Annotated in this window: 14 protein-coding genes and 1 pseudogene; 8 read left to right on the top strand and 7 right to left on the bottom strand. The window is 66.0% G+C overall.

Annotated elements, in window-relative coordinates:
• Window positions 1-54 precede the first annotated feature (54 nt).
• Window positions 55-567 carry a transcriptional regulator NrdR gene (nrdR, locus tag ABFP37_RS16245; protein ID WP_078028952.1) on the top strand — a complete coding sequence of 171 codons (513 nt, stop codon included), beginning with the start codon at window positions 55-57 and terminating at the stop codon, window positions 565-567.
• A gap of 136 nt (window positions 568-703) precedes the next feature.
• On the opposite strand, the gene ppgK is transcribed toward nrdR, so the two are convergent.
• Window positions 704-1,507: a polyphosphate--glucose phosphotransferase gene (gene ppgK / locus ABFP37_RS16240; RefSeq protein ID WP_078028951.1), complete on the bottom strand. Its 804-nt coding sequence runs from the start codon at window positions 1,505-1,507 to the stop codon at window positions 704-706.
• Between the two features lie 81 nt (window positions 1,508-1,588).
• On the bottom strand, window positions 1,589-2,467 hold the full coding sequence (gene map / locus ABFP37_RS16235; RefSeq protein WP_347034183.1) for a type I methionyl aminopeptidase: 879 nt from the start codon (window positions 2,465-2,467) through the stop codon (window positions 1,589-1,591).
• 126 nt (window positions 2,468-2,593) lie between these two features.
• On the opposite strand from map, the gene ABFP37_RS16230 reads away from it, so the two are divergent.
• Window positions 2,594-2,758, top strand: coding sequence for an SPOR domain-containing protein (locus tag ABFP37_RS16230; protein ID WP_139362865.1), 165 nt, complete (start codon window positions 2,594-2,596; stop codon window positions 2,756-2,758).
• A 38-nt stretch (window positions 2,759-2,796) separates the two neighbouring features.
• Here the strand turns inward: ABFP37_RS16230 and panB are convergent, their stop codons facing one another.
• A complete protein-coding gene (gene panB / locus ABFP37_RS16225) occupies window positions 2,797-3,702 on the bottom strand; it encodes a 3-methyl-2-oxobutanoate hydroxymethyltransferase (protein ID WP_347034182.1) in 906 nt (301 codons plus the stop codon).
• A gap of 268 nt (window positions 3,703-3,970) precedes the next feature.
• Here panB and glnA (ABFP37_RS16220) point away from each other — a divergent pair, with 268 nt between their 5' ends.
• The 5 genes from glnA (ABFP37_RS16220) (at window position 3,971) to ABFP37_RS16200 (ending at window position 10,271) form a co-directional block, all read left to right on the top strand.
• Window positions 3,971-5,311, top strand: a complete 1,341-nt coding sequence (gene glnA, locus ABFP37_RS16220) for a type I glutamate--ammonia ligase (RefSeq protein ID WP_078028948.1) — start codon at window positions 3,971-3,973, stop codon at window positions 5,309-5,311.
• A 9-nt stretch (window positions 5,312-5,320) separates the two neighbouring features.
• Complete coding sequence (locus tag ABFP37_RS16215) at window positions 5,321-8,335, top strand: bifunctional [glutamine synthetase] adenylyltransferase/[glutamine synthetase]-adenylyl-L-tyrosine phosphorylase (protein ID WP_347034181.1); 3,015 nt, start codon at window positions 5,321-5,323, stop codon at window positions 8,333-8,335.
• Window positions 8,336-8,410: 75 nt separating this feature from the next.
• Entirely contained in the window at window positions 8,411-8,839 is a 429-nt protein-coding gene (locus tag ABFP37_RS16210) for a VOC family protein (protein ID WP_347034180.1), read from the top strand.
• Between the two features lie 31 nt (window positions 8,840-8,870).
• Window positions 8,871-9,386 carry a GNAT family N-acetyltransferase gene (locus ABFP37_RS16205; protein WP_078028945.1) on the top strand — a complete coding sequence of 172 codons (516 nt, stop codon included), beginning with the start codon at window positions 8,871-8,873 and terminating at the stop codon, window positions 9,384-9,386.
• Window positions 9,387-9,635: 249 nt separating this feature from the next.
• Window positions 9,636-10,271, top strand: a complete 636-nt coding sequence (locus tag ABFP37_RS16200) for a hypothetical protein (protein WP_347034179.1) — start codon at window positions 9,636-9,638, stop codon at window positions 10,269-10,271.
• Between the two features lie 492 nt (window positions 10,272-10,763).
• Here the strand turns inward: ABFP37_RS16200 and glnA (ABFP37_RS16195) are convergent, their stop codons facing one another.
• Window positions 10,764-12,188, bottom strand: coding sequence for a type I glutamate--ammonia ligase (gene glnA / locus ABFP37_RS16195; protein ID WP_078028943.1), 1,425 nt, complete (start codon window positions 12,186-12,188; stop codon window positions 10,764-10,766).
• A 273-nt stretch (window positions 12,189-12,461) separates the two neighbouring features.
• Here glnA (ABFP37_RS16195) and ABFP37_RS16190 point away from each other — a divergent pair, with 273 nt between their 5' ends.
• Complete coding sequence (locus ABFP37_RS16190) at window positions 12,462-12,899, top strand: RDD family protein (RefSeq protein WP_078028942.1); 438 nt, start codon at window positions 12,462-12,464, stop codon at window positions 12,897-12,899.
• A 68-nt stretch (window positions 12,900-12,967) separates the two neighbouring features.
• Here the strand turns inward: ABFP37_RS16190 and ABFP37_RS16185 are convergent, their stop codons facing one another.
• The 3 genes and pseudogenes from ABFP37_RS16185 to ABFP37_RS16175 form a co-directional block, all read right to left on the bottom strand.
• The gene (locus tag ABFP37_RS16185; protein ID WP_078028941.1) at window positions 12,968-13,372 is read right to left on the bottom strand and encodes a DUF3817 domain-containing protein; all 405 of its coding nucleotides are present in this window, start codon (window positions 13,370-13,372) and stop codon (window positions 12,968-12,970) included.
• Window positions 13,373-13,479: 107 nt separating this feature from the next.
• A complete protein-coding gene (locus tag ABFP37_RS16180; RefSeq protein WP_078028940.1) occupies window positions 13,480-14,226 on the bottom strand; it encodes a DUF4191 domain-containing protein in 747 nt (248 codons plus the stop codon).
• A gap of 89 nt (window positions 14,227-14,315) precedes the next feature.
• Window positions 14,316-14,796: pseudogene (locus ABFP37_RS16175) on the bottom strand (lipoyl synthase); the annotation flags it as partial.

Below are 14,796 nucleotides of genomic sequence, written 5' to 3'. Positions count from 1 at the left end.
AAGCTCCGGCCGTCTGAAGCCGGAAGCGCCATGACGCACCGGGGAAGGAACAGCGTGTACTGTCCGTTTTGCCGTAACCCCGACTCCCGCGTGGTGGACAGCCGGATGGCCGACGACGGCTCCGCCATCCGCCGCCGCCGCCAATGCCCCGAGTGCGGGCGCCGGTTCACCACGGTCGAAACCACCAGCCTCTCGGTGATCAAGCGTTCCGGCGTGGGCGAGCCCTTCAGCCGCAGCAAGGTCATCAACGGCGTCCGCAAGGCCTGCCAGGGCCGGCCGGTCAGCGAGGACGATCTCGCCCTGCTGGCGCAGGAAGTCGAAGAAAACATCCGTGCCTCGGGCGCGGCCGAGATCGATGCCCACGAGGTGGGCCTGATCATCCTCGGCCCCCTCCAGAAGCTGGACAAGGTGGCGTATCTCCGCTTCGCCAGCGTCTACCAGGCCTTCGAATCGCTGGAAGACTTCGAATCCGCCATTGCGCTGCTTCGCCACGAGGCCGAAGTGGAAGCCAAGGGTGCCGAAGCCAAGCGTTCCGAAGGCAAGAGCTCCGAAAAGAGCCCGCTCTAAGCTCCGGTGGCGGCAGCGGAGGGGAAGCCGCGGCCGCCACCGGCTCCAGAAGGACAACAGAAGGCGGCAGACATTGTGTCTGCCGCCTTCTGCGTAAGCCGCTTGCTGCTAGTCCAGCCCCGGGGCCTGTCCGGACCTACTTCGCCAGGTCGTGCTGCAGCGCGATTTCGATGGCGGCGCCGACGATACCGGCCTCGTTCTTCAACTCGGCGGGAACGATCGGTGTGCGCAGCTTCATGTGCGGCAGGTATTCGTCGGCACGCTTGGAGATGCCCCCTCCGACGATGAACAGCTCGGGGGAGAACAGGAACTCCACATGGGAGAAGTAACGCTGCAGGAGCACGCTGTACTCTTCCCAGCTGAGGCCGTCCCGTTCCCGCGCCACGGCAGAGGCCTTGGTCTCGGCATCGAAGCCGTCGATCTCGAGGTGGCCGAGTTCAGCGTTGGGTACCAGTTGGCCGTTGAAGATGAACGCCGAGCCGATGCCGGTGCCGAGGGTAATGACGAGGACCGTGCCGCCGATTCCCGCGCCGGCGCCGTAGCGGGCCTCCGCGAGGCCGGCGGCGTCGGCGTCGTTGATGACCTCCACTGGGCGGCCCAGCCGTGCCGTCAGCAGCGCATCGATGTCGGTGTCGATCCAGCTCTTGTCCACGTTGGCGGCGGAGTGGACCACGCCGTGCTGGATGATGCCGGGGAACGTCACGCCAACCGGGCTGTCAGCGTCGGGGGCATCCGGGCGCGCCGACAGTTCTTCGACCACCTGCGCCACAACCTCCGCGACCGCTGCCGGGGTCGCAGGCTGGGGCGTGGCCAGCCGGAACCGGTCACCAATCAGTTTGCCCTTCTTCAGGTCGACGATGCCGCCCTTGATTCCGGTTCCGCCGATGTCGATGCCGATCAGCGGTGCGTTCTTGCGGGTTTTTTCGTCCTTCTTGGCCAATGGAATTCCGTTCGTGGCAGGGTAAGGGGCTCGGGGGGCAAGAGTGGCTTGCCGGATTGCGGCCGGGGCAGCCGGCGGGTGTTAGGGCAGCGTGAGGATTTCCGCGCCCGATTCGGTGACCAGGAGCGTGTGTTCGAACTGGGCGGTTCGCTTGCGGTCCTTGGTGACCACGGTCCAGTCGTCCGCCCACATGTCCCATTCGATGGTGCCAAGGGTCAGCATGGGCTCGATGGTGAACACCATGCCCGCTTCGATCACGGTGTTGTACGCCGGTGCGGCGTCGTAGTGCGGAATGATGAGGCCGGTGTGGAAGGCTTCTCCGACGCCGTGCCCGGTGAAGTCGCGGACCACCCCGTAGCCGAAGCGCTTGGCATAGGACTCGATGGCGCGGCCGATCACGTTGATCTGCCGCCCGGGAGCCACCGCCTTGATGGCCCGGTTGAGGGATTCCTTCGTCCGCTCCACGAGCAGGCGCGATTCCTCGTCCACGTCCCCGACGAGGAAGGTGTAATTCGTGTCGCCGTGCACGCCGCCGATGAACGCCGTGATGTCGATATTGAGGATGTCGCCGTCCTGCACCACCGTGCTGTCCGGAATTCCGTGGCAGATGACTTCGTTGAGCGAGGAGCACAGGGACTTCGGGAAGCCGCGGTAACCGAGCGTGGAGGGATAGGCGTTGTGGTCCAGCAGGAACTCGTGGCCGATCCGGTCAAGTTCGTCAGTGGTGACGCCGGGCGCGATGTGCTTTCCGACTTCCACGATCGCCTGGGCGGCGATCCGGCCCGCGACGCGGATCTTCTCGATGGTTTCGGCCGACTTGACCTCAGAGCCGGTGAATTTCGCCGGGCCGGGCTTGCCGACGTACTCGGGCCGCGGGATCGACGCGGGTACAGGCCGCTGCGGGCTGACAGATCCCTGGGTGAGCGTGCCGGTGGGTGCGGTCGAGGCTAAGGAAGGCATAGATTGATCATATAAGGCAGCGCAGAATGCCATGTAAATTTATGCGGCATCCCGGCCCCGGTTGCGGTTTACGTTACGTGGATCACGCCCGCGGGGCCGGCTGCCAACCGGAAGCGAGGAACGTCGATGCCCGAGTACTGGTACAACGTGAACACCCACGAGGTCGAAGAAGACGCGATGTCGGACTGGAGCCAGCTGATTGGCCCCTACAAGACCCGGCAGGAAGCGGAACACGCCCTCGAGAAGGTCAAAGCACGCAACGAGGCCTGGGACAAAGGCGACGAGGACTGACCGGCGGCCCCCGTTCGCGCTAGCAGGCCCGGTTTGTCCTAGAAGGAGTGCTCAGGACCGGGGAACTGGCCGGAGCGGACGTCGTCGCCGTATGCCTTGGCGGCATCGCTGAGTACCGTCCGCAGATCCGCGTACTGCTTGACGAACTTGGCCATCTTGCCGCCGCGGAGCCCCGCCATGTCCTGCCAGACCAGGACTTGGCCAGTGGTCACGTTCCCGGCCCCGATCCCGATCGTGGGCACCGGAACTGCTGCGTCCACGGCAGCGGCTGTCTCGGCGGGAACCATTTCCATGAGGACGCAGAATGCGCCGGCGTCGGCGAGGGCAACGGCATCCTCGATCAGCCGCGCCGCGTCATCGCCGCGGCCCTGCACACGGTAGCCGCCGAGGGAGTGCTCGCTCTGCGGCGTGAAGCCGATGTGCGCCATGACGGGAATGCCCGCCTGCACCATGGCGCGCACCGTTTCGGCGTAGAACTTGCCGCCCTCGATCTTGACCGCGTGCGCCAGGCCCTCCTTGAGGAAACGGACGCCCGTGGCAACACCCTGCTGCGGCGATACCTCGTAGCTGCCGAACGGAAGGTCCGCCACCACCAGCGCGCGCTTGGCCGAACGAGACACGGCGCGGCAAAGCGGCAGCAGTTCGTCGACCGTGACGGGCAGGCTGGTTTCGTTGCCGAACACATTGTTCGACGCCGAATCGCCCACCAGCAGCACTTCGATGCCCGCCTGGTCGAAAATCTCCGCCGTGTACTGCTCGTAGGCGGTCAGCATCGCGAAGCGCTCACCCTTGGTTTTGGCCTGCTGCAGGTGGTGTGTGCGGATTCGGGCTGCCGGCTTCTTGGGAGTTTCCGACGACGGCGCCGCGGCCGCCGCGGGTCCGTTTCCGTACGGTGCGGATACTTCGGCGGACATGCTTGAGTCGGAACTGCTGCTTGAGGCCATGGCTAGAGCGTAATGCGAGACCCGCGGTCCTTGCTACCGGGCGGCAGGGGCTCCCCGGGTGATTCGCGCCACAACCCGGCCGTCCGCACGTGCCTCCCCGGGTCCTGCCGGCCACCGGTCCGGCCGTCCCGTCGTGTTAACGCTGTGTTACGCGCCGCAGCTGCGCCAGCACCGCGCCGAAATGCTTAGTAAAGTGATTCGTGAACTGCCGCCGGCTTCGTCATCAACGGACCCGGGGCATGGACGATGACCCGGAGAAGAGGCCTTCATGGACCGCCAGCAAGAGTTTGTCCTGCGCACGATCGAAGAGCGTGACGTACGGTTCGTGCGTCTGTGGTTCACCGACGTCGTGGGTTCACTCAAGTCCGTGGCCCTGGCGCCGGCAGAAGTAGAGGGTGCCTTTGAAGAGGGCCTGGGCTTCGACGGTTCCGCCATCGAAGGCTTGGCGCGCGTCTTCGAATCGGACATGCTGGCCCAGCCGGATCCCTCGACGTTCCAGATCCTGCCGTGGCGCGGCGAGACGGAGCAGACGTCGCGGATGTTCTGCGACATCCTGACGCCCGACGGCGAGCCGTCGGCCGCCGATCCCCGCAACGTCCTCAAGCGCACGCTGGCCAAGGCCGCGGACATGGGCTTCACGTGCTACACGCACCCGGAAATCGAGTTCTACCTCCTCAAGTCCCAGGAACCCGGTCCCGACGGGTCACCCATCCCGGTTGATGAGGGCGGCTACTTCGACCACGTCCCCGGCGGCGTGGCACAGGACTTCCGCCGCACCGCGGTGACCATGCTCGAGTCCGTGGGCATCTCCGTGGAGTTCAGCCATCACGAGGCCGGACCGGGGCAGAACGAGATCGACCTTCGCTACGCCGACGCCCTCCAGACGGCGGACAACATCATGACGTTCCGGACCGTCATTAAGGAAGTCGCACTTCAGCAGGGCACGTACGCCACCTTCATGCCCAAGCCGTTCACGGCGCACCCGGGGTCAGGCATGCACACGCACTTCTCGCTCTTCGAGGGCGACACCAACGCGTTCTACGAGGCCGGGGCCGAGTTCCAGCTTTCGGAAACCGCCCGTCAGTTCATCGCCGGAATCCTCAAGCACGCCCCGGAATTCACCGCCGTCACCAACCAGTTCGTGAACTCCTACAAGCGCCTGTGGGGCGGGGGAGAGGCGCCCAGCTACCTGAGCTGGGGCCACAACAACCGCTCGGCCCTGGTCCGTGTTCCGCTGTACAAGCCGGGCAAGGGACAATCCGCCCGCATCGAGTACCGAGGCATCGACTCCGCGGCCAACCCCTACCTCGCCTACGCGGTGCTCCTGGGCGCCGGACTGAAGGGGATCGAGGAAGGTTACCAGCTGCCGGCCGCGGCGGAGGACGACATCTGGTCGCTGAGCTCGGCGGAGCGCCGTGCCATGGGCCACGATCCCCTCCCGGCAAGCCTGCACGACGCCATCCGCGCCATGGAGGACTCCGAACTCATGCCGCAGATCCTGGGCGAGCAGGTCTTTGAACACTTCCTGCGCAACAAGCGCGCCGAGTGGCAGGACTACCGCCTCCAGGTGACGCCCTATGAACTGCAGCGCAACCTCGCCATCCTTTAGGCGGCCGCGGTGAGCCTCGCCCGCCGTCTCATATCGGCCGGCTTCAGCGACCTGGAGAAGGGCGAACGGTTCCTCGCTGCCCGCGAGCTCGAGGGGATTGACCAGGACGTGCTGTTCGCCGGGCTCCAGCTCGCCGCGAACCCGGATGTGGCCCTTCAGTCCCTGGTGCGGCTCATCGAGAAGCACCCGGACCTGAGGAAGCTGGCAGCGGCGGACACCGACACGAGCGAGCCGCTCTACCGTGTCCTCGGTGCCAGCGAGGCGCTGGGCGAATTCCTCATCCGCCATCCGGAGCATCTGGACGCCTTCGAGGTGACCGCCAGCCCGGAGCCGCTCCAGGCGGCACCGGACCAGCTGCGGGCCCAGCTGCTCAGGGCAGTGCGCGCAGACCCGAAGGCCTCCCGGCCGGTGGCGGGGATCTCCGGGCCAGAAGCCTACGAGGCGCTGCGGACGGCGTACCGCCGGGGCGTGGTGGACCTGGCCGTCAAGGACCTCTGCGCCGCCGATCCGCTCGACTTCATGCCCGCCGTAGGAGCCGAGCTCGCCGATCTGGCCGGGGCGGCCGTCGAAGCCGCCCTCGCCGTGTCCCGGGCTGAAGCGGCCACGCAGTTCGACCCCGCCGAGGTCGCCGACGTCGCACTGGCCGTGATCGGCATGGGCAAATGCGGTGCCCGCGAACTGAACTACATCTCCGACGTCGATGTCATCTATGTGGTGGAAGCCGGGAAGCTGGATGACGACGCCCGGGCAAACACCATCGGCACGGCGTTGGCTTCGGGCATCTCCCGCGCTATTTCGTCGCCGGCGCGGGAGCCGAGCCTGTGGGAAGTGGACGCCAACCTCCGGCCCGAGGGAAAATCCGGGCCCCTGGTCCGGACCTTGGCTTCGCACCAGAGCTACTACGCGCGCTGGGCCGAGAGCTGGGAATTCCAAGCGTTGCTGAAGGCACGGACCATCGCCGGCGACGCCGGCCTGGGCAAGCGGTATGAGGATGCGGTTTCGCCGCTGGTCTGGACGTCGGCGAGCCGGGAGGGGTTCGTCGAATCCGTGCAGGCCATGCGCCGCCGCGTCACCGAACACATTCCCGTGGCGGAGGAGCAGCGCCAGATCAAGCTCGGCAGGGGAGGGCTCCGGGACATCGAATTCACGGTGCAGCTGCTCCAGCTGGTCCACGGGAAATCCGACGAAACACTCCGGCACCGCGACACCACCTCGGCGATAGCCGCCCTGTCCACGGGCGGCTACATCGGCCGCGCAGACGCAGCCGAGTTCGATCACGCCTACCGGTACCTTCGTCTGCTCGAGCACCGCATCCAGCTGTTTCAGCTGCGCCGGACCCATCTGATGCCGGTCAAGGAGGACCTGCTCCGTGCCCTGGCCAAGGCCGTGCTGGGGCCGTTCTCCCTTGACCGGCCCCACCCGGACGCGCTCTTGGCCACGTGGCAGAAAACGAAACGCTCGGTCCGGGAACTCCACGACCGGATTTTCTACCGCCCGCTCCTGAACACCGCCGCCAAGCTCAGCAGCGAGGATGCCCGCCTGACGCCGGAGGCCGCGCAGGGCCGGCTCGCGGCGCTGGGCTACCGCGATCCGCAGGGTGCCATGCGGCACATCGAGGCGCTTACTGCGGGCGTCAGCAGGCGCGCCGCCCTGCAGCGGCAGCTGCTGCCGATCCTGCTGGGCTGGCTCGCCGAAGGCGTGGATCCCGACGCCGGCCTGCTCGCCTTCCGCCGGGTCAGTGAAACGCTGGGCACCACGCACTGGTATCTCGGAATGCTGCGGGATTCCGCGGCAGCGGCGGAGCGGCTCTGCCACATGCTGTCCAATTCACGGCTCATTGCCGACCTTCTTGAGGTGTCGCCGGAATCCGTGGCGTGGCTGGGAACGGACAAGGAACTGGCGCCGCTCAGCTTCGAGGCCCAATGGCAGGAAATCGCCTCAAAGATGTCCCGGCACGCGGATCCGGAAAGCGCCATGAGGCTCATCCGGCTGATCCGCCGTCGGGAAATCCTGCGCATCGCCATAGCCGACAGCGCGGGACTGCTCGCCCAGGACCAGGTGGGGGAGGCCCTCGCCGAGACCGACAGGGCGGCCATCCTCGGTGCCCTGCGTGCCGCCGAGAACATCGTCGCCGCGTCCGGCCCGCTGAAGACGTCGGTGCTTGTGGTGGCCATGGGCCGGCAGGGCGGCCGCGAAATCGGCTACGGTTCCGATGCCGATGTCCTGTACGTCCACCGGGCGCTGCCGGGCGCCTCGGACGATGAAGCCCAGCAGCAGGCCGCGAAGATCGTGGGGCACCTGTCGAGCCTGCTGACGCAGCCCCTCAAACCGGCGATCATGGCCGAACGGGTCCTAGCGGTCGACGCCGACCTGCGTCCCGAGGGCAAGAGCGGCGCCATGGTGAGGTCGCTGGAGTCTTACGCGGAGTATTACCGGCGATGGTCACTGGGCTGGGAAGCGCAGGCGCTCCTGCGTGCCCGGCCGATCGCCGGCGACGACCAGCTCGCCGCGGATTTCGTCACGCTCATCGACCCGATCCGGTACCCGGAATCGCTCTCCGACTCTGACGTCCGCGAAATCCGTCGGATCAAGGCGAGGGTGGAATCCGAGCGGCTGCCGCGCGGCGCGGATCCCGCCCGGCACCTCAAGCTCGGCCGCGGCGGACTCAGTGACGTCGAATGGCTGGTCCAGCTCCTGCAGCTCCAGTACGCCGGAAAGCATCCCGAGCTGCGCACGACGTCAACGTTGAAGGCGCTCGACGCCGCGGCTTCGCTGGGGCTGATCGACGCAGCCGACGCCGGGCTGCTCGCGGACGCCTGGCGGCTGGCCAGCCGGATCCGCTCCGCGAACGTGATCTGGACGGGCCGGGCGTCGGACCTCCTGCCGTCCTCACGGCGCGACCTCGAGGCGGTGGCCCGGTGGTGCGGCTACGAGGAGGGGATGGCAGCGGCCTTCGAGGAGGACTACCTGCGGGTCAGCCGGCGTGCACGGGGCGTCTTTGAGAAGGTCTTCTACGGCCAGTAGGCGCCGGCCGCGGGGCAGGATTCCGGCGGCCGCGAAGGGCTGACACGTGCTGGGCCAAGTGCTAGGTTGGGGCGCATGGCAACCCAAATCTACACGAATCTGCCTGTCAAGGACCTCGGCAGGTCGGTCGAATTCTTCACGGCCCTCGGGTTCTCCTTCAACCCGGATTTCACCGATGAGAATGCCACCTGCATGATCATCAACGACGACGCCTACGTCATGCTCCTTGTCGAGGGATTCTTCAAGACCTTCACGTCCAAGAGCATCGCGGACGCCACCAGCAGCACCGAAGCGATCATGGCGTTCTCGGTGGACAGCCGTGAGGGTGTCGATGACATGTACCGGAAAGCGATCGCCGCGGGAGGGACGGAGTCCCAGCCGGTCCAGGATTACGGCTTCATATACAGCCACAGTTTCCAGGACCCGGACGGCCACCTGTGGGAAGTGATGTGGATGGATCCGGCGGGACCTCCGGCCGACGCCCCGGCGCCGCCAGCAGGATAAAAGGCGACCGCCGCGCGGGTAGGCTCGGATCATGCTTTCCACCGTATGGCTCATTTCCCTCCGGGACCTTGACGCCGATGCCCGGTCCATCCACCTCGGCGAAGTGGCCGGGATGGAAGTGGGGCCCGGCCAGGAGGACTTCGTGGGCGATCCCCTGCGGATGATGCTGGTGGGGCTCGAGGAAGAGTCCCGCAGGCCCTACGTCATTGAAGCGGGCGGGGAGGCAGTGGGCGTGCTGACGCTGCAGTCGGGAGCCGCCCGGCTCGCCGGGTGGCCGGACGACGATTCCGTGTGGCTGCTCCGCGGATTCCTGATTGACCGGCGCCGCCAGGGCGCAGGCTTGGGGAAGGCCGCGGCTGCCGCGGCGGTGGTGACCGCCGCAAAACTGACGGCGAGGACGGGAAGCGGCCAGGCCGGCGTCGTACTTTCCGTCAACGAACGCAACGGTGCCGGGCAGTCCGCCTATCTCAAGGCGGGATTTGAGGATGCCGGCAGATATCTGGGCGGCGACGCCGGGCCGCAGAGAATCATGTACGCCGCCTTCTGAGCCGGCGCCGGGTCACCGCCGGTTGAGAGAGGGCGCCCGGACCATTGCACCGTTCCCGCTACGTGCCTACTCTGTGTCTTGGCAGTGTTCTTCAAACCTTGTTGGGGGGAAGGCTTGAAAGAGTCTTCATCTCGGGGACACTCGCCGAAAAAGGCTGGCTCCATGGTCTCAGCACGCCTGGAGCCAGCTTTCGGCGCTCTATCCGGCGCCGTCAGCAGCACCGCAATGTGACCACCACGGAGTGCGGACATGGAACTCGGCGACCCGGACGGCGGACCAGGCAGACAGGCCATGGCCGCGCCCCGGGAGGAACCGGGCGTCGGCCGGCGAGGCACGGTGGGCCGGGACACGGACCATGCCCGGGCGCAGCTGAAAAGCAGCCGCTCCAGGAAACACAGGAGGGTCGAGCTGCTGCTCATCGCGGCCGGCGTGGCCGCCACCCTCATTGCAGCGGCGTACCAGTACTTCGGCATCAGGAGCACACTGGAAAGCAGCACTGCAGCGTCTTTGTATGCCCAGCAACAGGAGATCGACAAGATCTTCGTGGAAAATGTGGACCTTCAGCCGTACTTTTGGCGCCGCGAGGAACTGCCCGATCCTGCGGCCATCCGGGATCCGGCGGCCAAACGGGAGGCACAGCAGCTGGCCGCCAGGTCTGAAGCCACCGCCCACCGGATACTGGATCACTTTGCCCACTTGAAGTACCAGATGGGAACGCAGGCCTTCACCTCTGAACGGGCAGACTGGGAGGCGTATATCAGGCGAAGTTTTGCGGAATCGCTCATCCTGTGCCGCGCCCTGTCCGCAGACAGGGACGCGTTTGGCGGTGCCGGATCCGATTCGCTCTGGGGACTTTACGCGGCGGAGCCCTGCCGGGGAAGCTGAAGCTCGGCGGCCCACGCCCGCAGGGGGAGTTGCCCGGCACCGGGTCGGGGTTCAGGGTAACTCATGGTGAGGAACACGACCGGGCTTACGGGCCGTGTCCTAATCGTGAGCAATTTCCCCGGCGATTCTCCGGCAATGCCACGTTTGGGCGCGTAGCTTCAGTGCAACACAAGCGGAAGGTGCACGGCCATGACTATTACTGAATACATCTCAGGCGTTGCCGTTATGTTTGGATCCCTGATGGCCGTCCTTGGCCTGTCTGCCGCGGTCCTCCGGGCAAGGTCCCGCCCCTGAGGAGCTACCTGGGCTCCCTGCACGCCACCACCGCCGAGGGTGCTGGCGTTTGAACCCGCGGACCCAGTAACTCGGACAGACAGATCCGCAGACGACAAAAGGCCGGCTCCAGGTGGTGAAACCCGGGGCCGGCCTTTGTTGTAGCGAGACTCTTGCGGACTATCCGCGGACTAATGCCGCGTCAGCCGGTTCATCTGACTAGACGCCGTAGTAGAGCTCGAATTCGTACGGGTTCGGGCGCAGGGAGAGCGGCTTGATCTCGTTCTCGTACTTGTACTCGATCCAGGTATCGATCAGGTCCTGGGTGAACACGCCGCCGGCCTGGAGGAACTCGTTGTCCTCGGCCAGTGCGTCGAGGGCTTCCTCGAGCGTGCCCGGGGCCTTGGGGATGTCCTTGGCTTCCTCGGCGGGGAGCTCGTAGAGGTCCTTGTCGATGGGAGCCGGCGGTTCGATGCGGTTGCGGATGCCGTCAATGCCGGCCATCAGCTGGGCAGCGAAGGCCAGGTACGGGTTCGAGGAGGGGTCCGGAGCGCGGAACTCGATGCGCTTGGCCTTCGGGTTGGAACCCGTGATCGGGATGCGGATACCGGCGGAGCGGTTGCCCTGCGAGTAGACCATGTTCACGGGGGCTTCGAAGCCCTTGACCAGGCGGCGGTAGGAGTTGACCGTCGGGTTGGTGAAGGCCAGCACAGCCGAGGAGTGCTTCAGCAGGCCGCCGATGTACCAGCGTGCCATGTCGGACAGGCCGGCGTAGCCCTTCTCGTCGTAGAACAGCGGCTCGCCACCGTTCCAGAGCGACTGGTGGCAGTGCATGCCCGAGCCGTTGTCACCGAAGACCGGCTTCGGCATGAACGTGACGGACTTGCCCCACGCGTCGGCGGTGTTCTTGATGACGTACTTGAACTTCTGCAGGTCATCAGCCGCGTGGGTCAGCGTGGTGAACTTGTAGTTGATTTCAGCCTGGCCGGCGGAACCGACTTCGTGGTGGCTGCGCTCGACCTCAAGGCCGGCCTCGTCCAGGGCAACACACATGGCGTCGCGCAGGTCGGCCTGCTTGTCGGTGGGGGAAACCGGGAAGTAACCGCCCTTGACAGGGGTCTTGTAGCCGAGGTTTCCGCCTTCTTCTTCGCGGCCGGTGTTCCAGTGGGCTTCTTCGGAGTCGATCTTGTAGAAGCTGCCCTGCGGGGAGGACTGGTACTGGACGTTGTCGAACACGAAGAACTCTGCCTCAGGGGCGAAGAACGCGGTGTCGGCGATGCCGGTGGAGGCGAGGTAGGCTTCAGCCTTCTCGGCAACACCACGGGGGTCGCGGTGGTAAGGGTCACCGGTGCGGGGGTTCACGATGGAGAAGTTCAGCGCAAGGGTCTTTTCCATGCGGAACGTGTCCAGGAATGCGGTGGTGACATCCGGAATGAGCTGCATGTCGGATTCTGCGATGCCCTGGAAGCCACGGATGGAGGATCCGTCGAAGAGCTGGCCGTTGACGAAGAAATCTGCGTCCACGCTCTTGGCGGGCACATTGAAGTGCTGCTGAACGCCAGGAAGATCGGTGAAGCGGATATCGACGAACTTAATATCTTCGTCTTTGATGAACTTGAGGACTTCGTCCGCAGTCTTGAACATCTATGCTCCTTACGCATATGTAATAACTGGCTGGAAAGCCATGTGGCTCAGCGCAATCAGAAGGGGCGAAAACACAAAAGTGCCCCCGCTCCCAGCTCGCTAGCAACTGTTACCACCCTAGGGACATGGGATTTCTCGGCCGTGTCCGCTTTGTTTCCGGCAGGTTACAGAACCGCCTGATATGTAAACGCTATACGGTGTCCACACTGTGGTCCATCCGCATCCACAGTGTGAGCGTCCCTGGCGGCGCGGCCGGCTCGCTAAACTGGGACGGTGGTAGATCGCAGAGACATCGGCTCCTGGCTCAGTGGGCCGGACACTTCCGGCATTTCAAAGTACCCGGGGGAGCGCCTCGGCCTCCCCGAATCGGGCCCCGGGTCCATCGCCCGCGCGGGACGCAGAATCCTGGCGATTACCATCGACTGGACCGTTGCCCTGCTGATCAGCAACTCTTTCTTCGCCGGCAACTCCTGGGCCACGCTCGCTGTCTTCGCCGCCGAGCAGATCCTGCTCGTCGGCACGCTGGGCTACAGCATCGGACACAGGGTCTTGGGGATCCACGTGGTCCGTCTGGGCGGCATGCCCGCCGGGCCAATCGCGGCGCTCGTCCGCACGCTGCTGCTCTGCCTGGTGGTTCCCGCAGTAATTTTCGATCCCGACCAGCGCGGGCTGCATGACAAGGCCATGGACACCGTGCTGGTGCGGATGTGACCGCGCCCTGACGCAGAGCCCGGCTGACGCAGGGCCCTGCGTCAGGGCGCGGCTCTTTCGTTGCCCGGCTAGCGGACCGCTGTCTCTTCGACGGCCCGTTCCGGGGCCGGAGCCTCGCCGCCCTGTCCTGCCGTTGCGGCATCGGCGGCTGTCGTCCCGGTTGCTGTGAGGTGCCCCCTTCGGCCAGCCCAGCGTTCGAACAGCACGGTGGCAAAGGGGACAACGGCCGATAGCCCGGCGAACAGCGCCACGGGGAACGGCCAGCGCTGCAGACGCCACAGGACCAATGCGGCCACGCCGTAGCCGATGAACAGTGCGCCGTGCACGGGCCCGGCAATCTCTACGCCGAGTTCGGTGGTCCGGGCGACCCACTTGAAGTACATTCCGGTCAGCAGGGCAGCCCAGCTGAAGGCTTCGGCTACGGCCAGGAGCCGGAAGACGCGGATGACGGCGGACGTTGGCGGGTAATTCACAGGGGCTCCGGCTTCAGTTGGTTTCGCTGGGCTGGCTTGGCAATCCTGACAAAAGCGCCCCGGGGCCGGCGCGGATGCGGCGGCCGCCGGGGCGGTTCAGGGGTGTGTTAGCGTCCGCGCTGGGGGCGGGCCTTGTAGGGGTCGATGCCCTTGGGGATGGGGAGCCGGCCGCCCAGGGACGAGATGCGCTTCGAAACGGCGCTGACCTCGGTCTTGGTGAGCTCGTTGTTCAGCTTGTTCATCTTTTTGGCGACCTGGCTGATCGGGACCTGGCCTTCTCCGCGGCCGCTCTCAATGACGTGGATCGTGACGTTGGGCAGGATCCGGACGAGTTTCTTCCGTTCGGCTTCCACCAGGGGCCGCACACGGTGCGTCGGTCCCTCGGAGACGAGGACGACGCCGGGACGGCCGATGGCGCGGAAGACCGCGTCCTGCGTGCGCGGGTTGACGGCTACCGGCTGTTCCTCGGTGATCCAGCCCCTCTTGAGCGTGCTCAGGGCGGCCCCCGATGCTCCCGGCTGGTTCTCGATCTGGGCGAACGCCGCACGCTCGGCCCGCCGTGACAGGATCAGGGTGGCGGCGAGGAAGCCAAGCGGGATGCCGATGATCAGCGCGGTGATCCAGTTTTCCAGCACCAGGCCAATGATGAGGCTTACGGCGACGACGCCAAGGAAGGCCAGCAACATGAGCCACGGAACCATGGGATCGTGGCGGCGCGTCATGTTGAAGACTTCGCCGATCTGCTTAAGCCGGCTGGGCTTCTTGTCCTTTGCCTCTTTGGGCTTGCGCGAGAAGAGGCCGCGCTTGGGAGCGTCAGCTGCCGGTGAGTTGCTGGAATCAGGGGATTTCGCCATAGTGCCTTAATTCTACGTGATTCACGACAAAGGGCCGGACGCCGGAGAGAACCGGCCCCGGCCCCCGGCCAAGGAAAAGATGTGTTTCTTTAGGAGTGCGCCGCGAGCAGTGAGCTGGCTTCCTGGCGGGTGGTTCCGGAGGACTCGATGTGGGCGAGTTCGGCCGGGATGTCCCAGCCCTTCTTGCGCATCGCGGTGGCCCAGAGCCGGCCGGCCCGGTAGGAGGACCGGACGAGGGGTCCGGACATGACGCCGAGGAAGCCGATCTCGTCCGCTTCCTGCTGCAGGTCCACGAATTCCTGCGGCTTGACCCAGCGGTCCACCGGGAGGTGGCGTTCGGACGGGCGCAGGTACTGGGTGATGGTGATCAGGTCACAGCCGGCCTCGTGCAGGTCCCGGAGCGCCTCGGAGATTTCCTCGCGGGTCTCGCCCATGCCCAGGATCAGGTTGGACTTGGTCACCATGCCCAGGTTCCGGCCCTGGGTGATGACGTCCAGGGACCGGTCGTAGCGGAACGCGGGGCGGATCCGCTTGAAGATCCGCGGCACGGTCTCGACGTTGTGGGCGAAG

Source organism: Burkholderia sp. RS01, assembly GCF_039748055.1.
GTDB lineage: Bacteria > Actinomycetota > Actinomycetes > Actinomycetales > Micrococcaceae > Arthrobacter.
This window is presented reverse-complemented; position numbering and strand designations above follow the sequence as displayed.

What these genes read in the sequence shown, in the direction of transcription:
- map (WP_347034183.1), bottom strand. Translation starts at nt 2,467, where the DNA reads ATGCCTTCCTTAGCCTCGACCGCACCCACCGGCACGCTCACCCAGGGA.
- ABFP37_RS16230 (WP_139362865.1), top strand. Translation starts at nt 2,594, where the DNA reads ATGCCCGAGTACTGGTACAACGTGAACACCCACGAGGTCGAAGAAGAC.
- panB (WP_347034182.1), bottom strand. Translation starts at nt 3,702, where the DNA reads ATGGCCTCAAGCAGCAGTTCCGACTCAAGCATGTCCGCCGAAGTATCC.
- glnA (WP_078028948.1), top strand. Translation starts at nt 3,971, where the DNA reads ATGGACCGCCAGCAAGAGTTTGTCCTGCGCACGATCGAAGAGCGTGAC.
- ABFP37_RS16210 (WP_347034180.1), top strand. Translation starts at nt 8,411, where the DNA reads ATGGCAACCCAAATCTACACGAATCTGCCTGTCAAGGACCTCGGCAGG.
- ABFP37_RS16205 (WP_078028945.1), top strand. Translation starts at nt 8,871, where the DNA reads ATGCTTTCCACCGTATGGCTCATTTCCCTCCGGGACCTTGACGCCGAT.
- ABFP37_RS16200 (WP_347034179.1), top strand. Translation starts at nt 9,636, where the DNA reads ATGGAACTCGGCGACCCGGACGGCGGACCAGGCAGACAGGCCATGGCC.
- glnA (WP_078028943.1), bottom strand. Translation starts at nt 12,188, where the DNA reads ATGTTCAAGACTGCGGACGAAGTCCTCAAGTTCATCAAAGACGAAGAT.
- ABFP37_RS16180 (WP_078028940.1), bottom strand. Translation starts at nt 14,226, where the DNA reads ATGGCGAAATCCCCTGATTCCAGCAACTCACCGGCAGCTGACGCTCCC.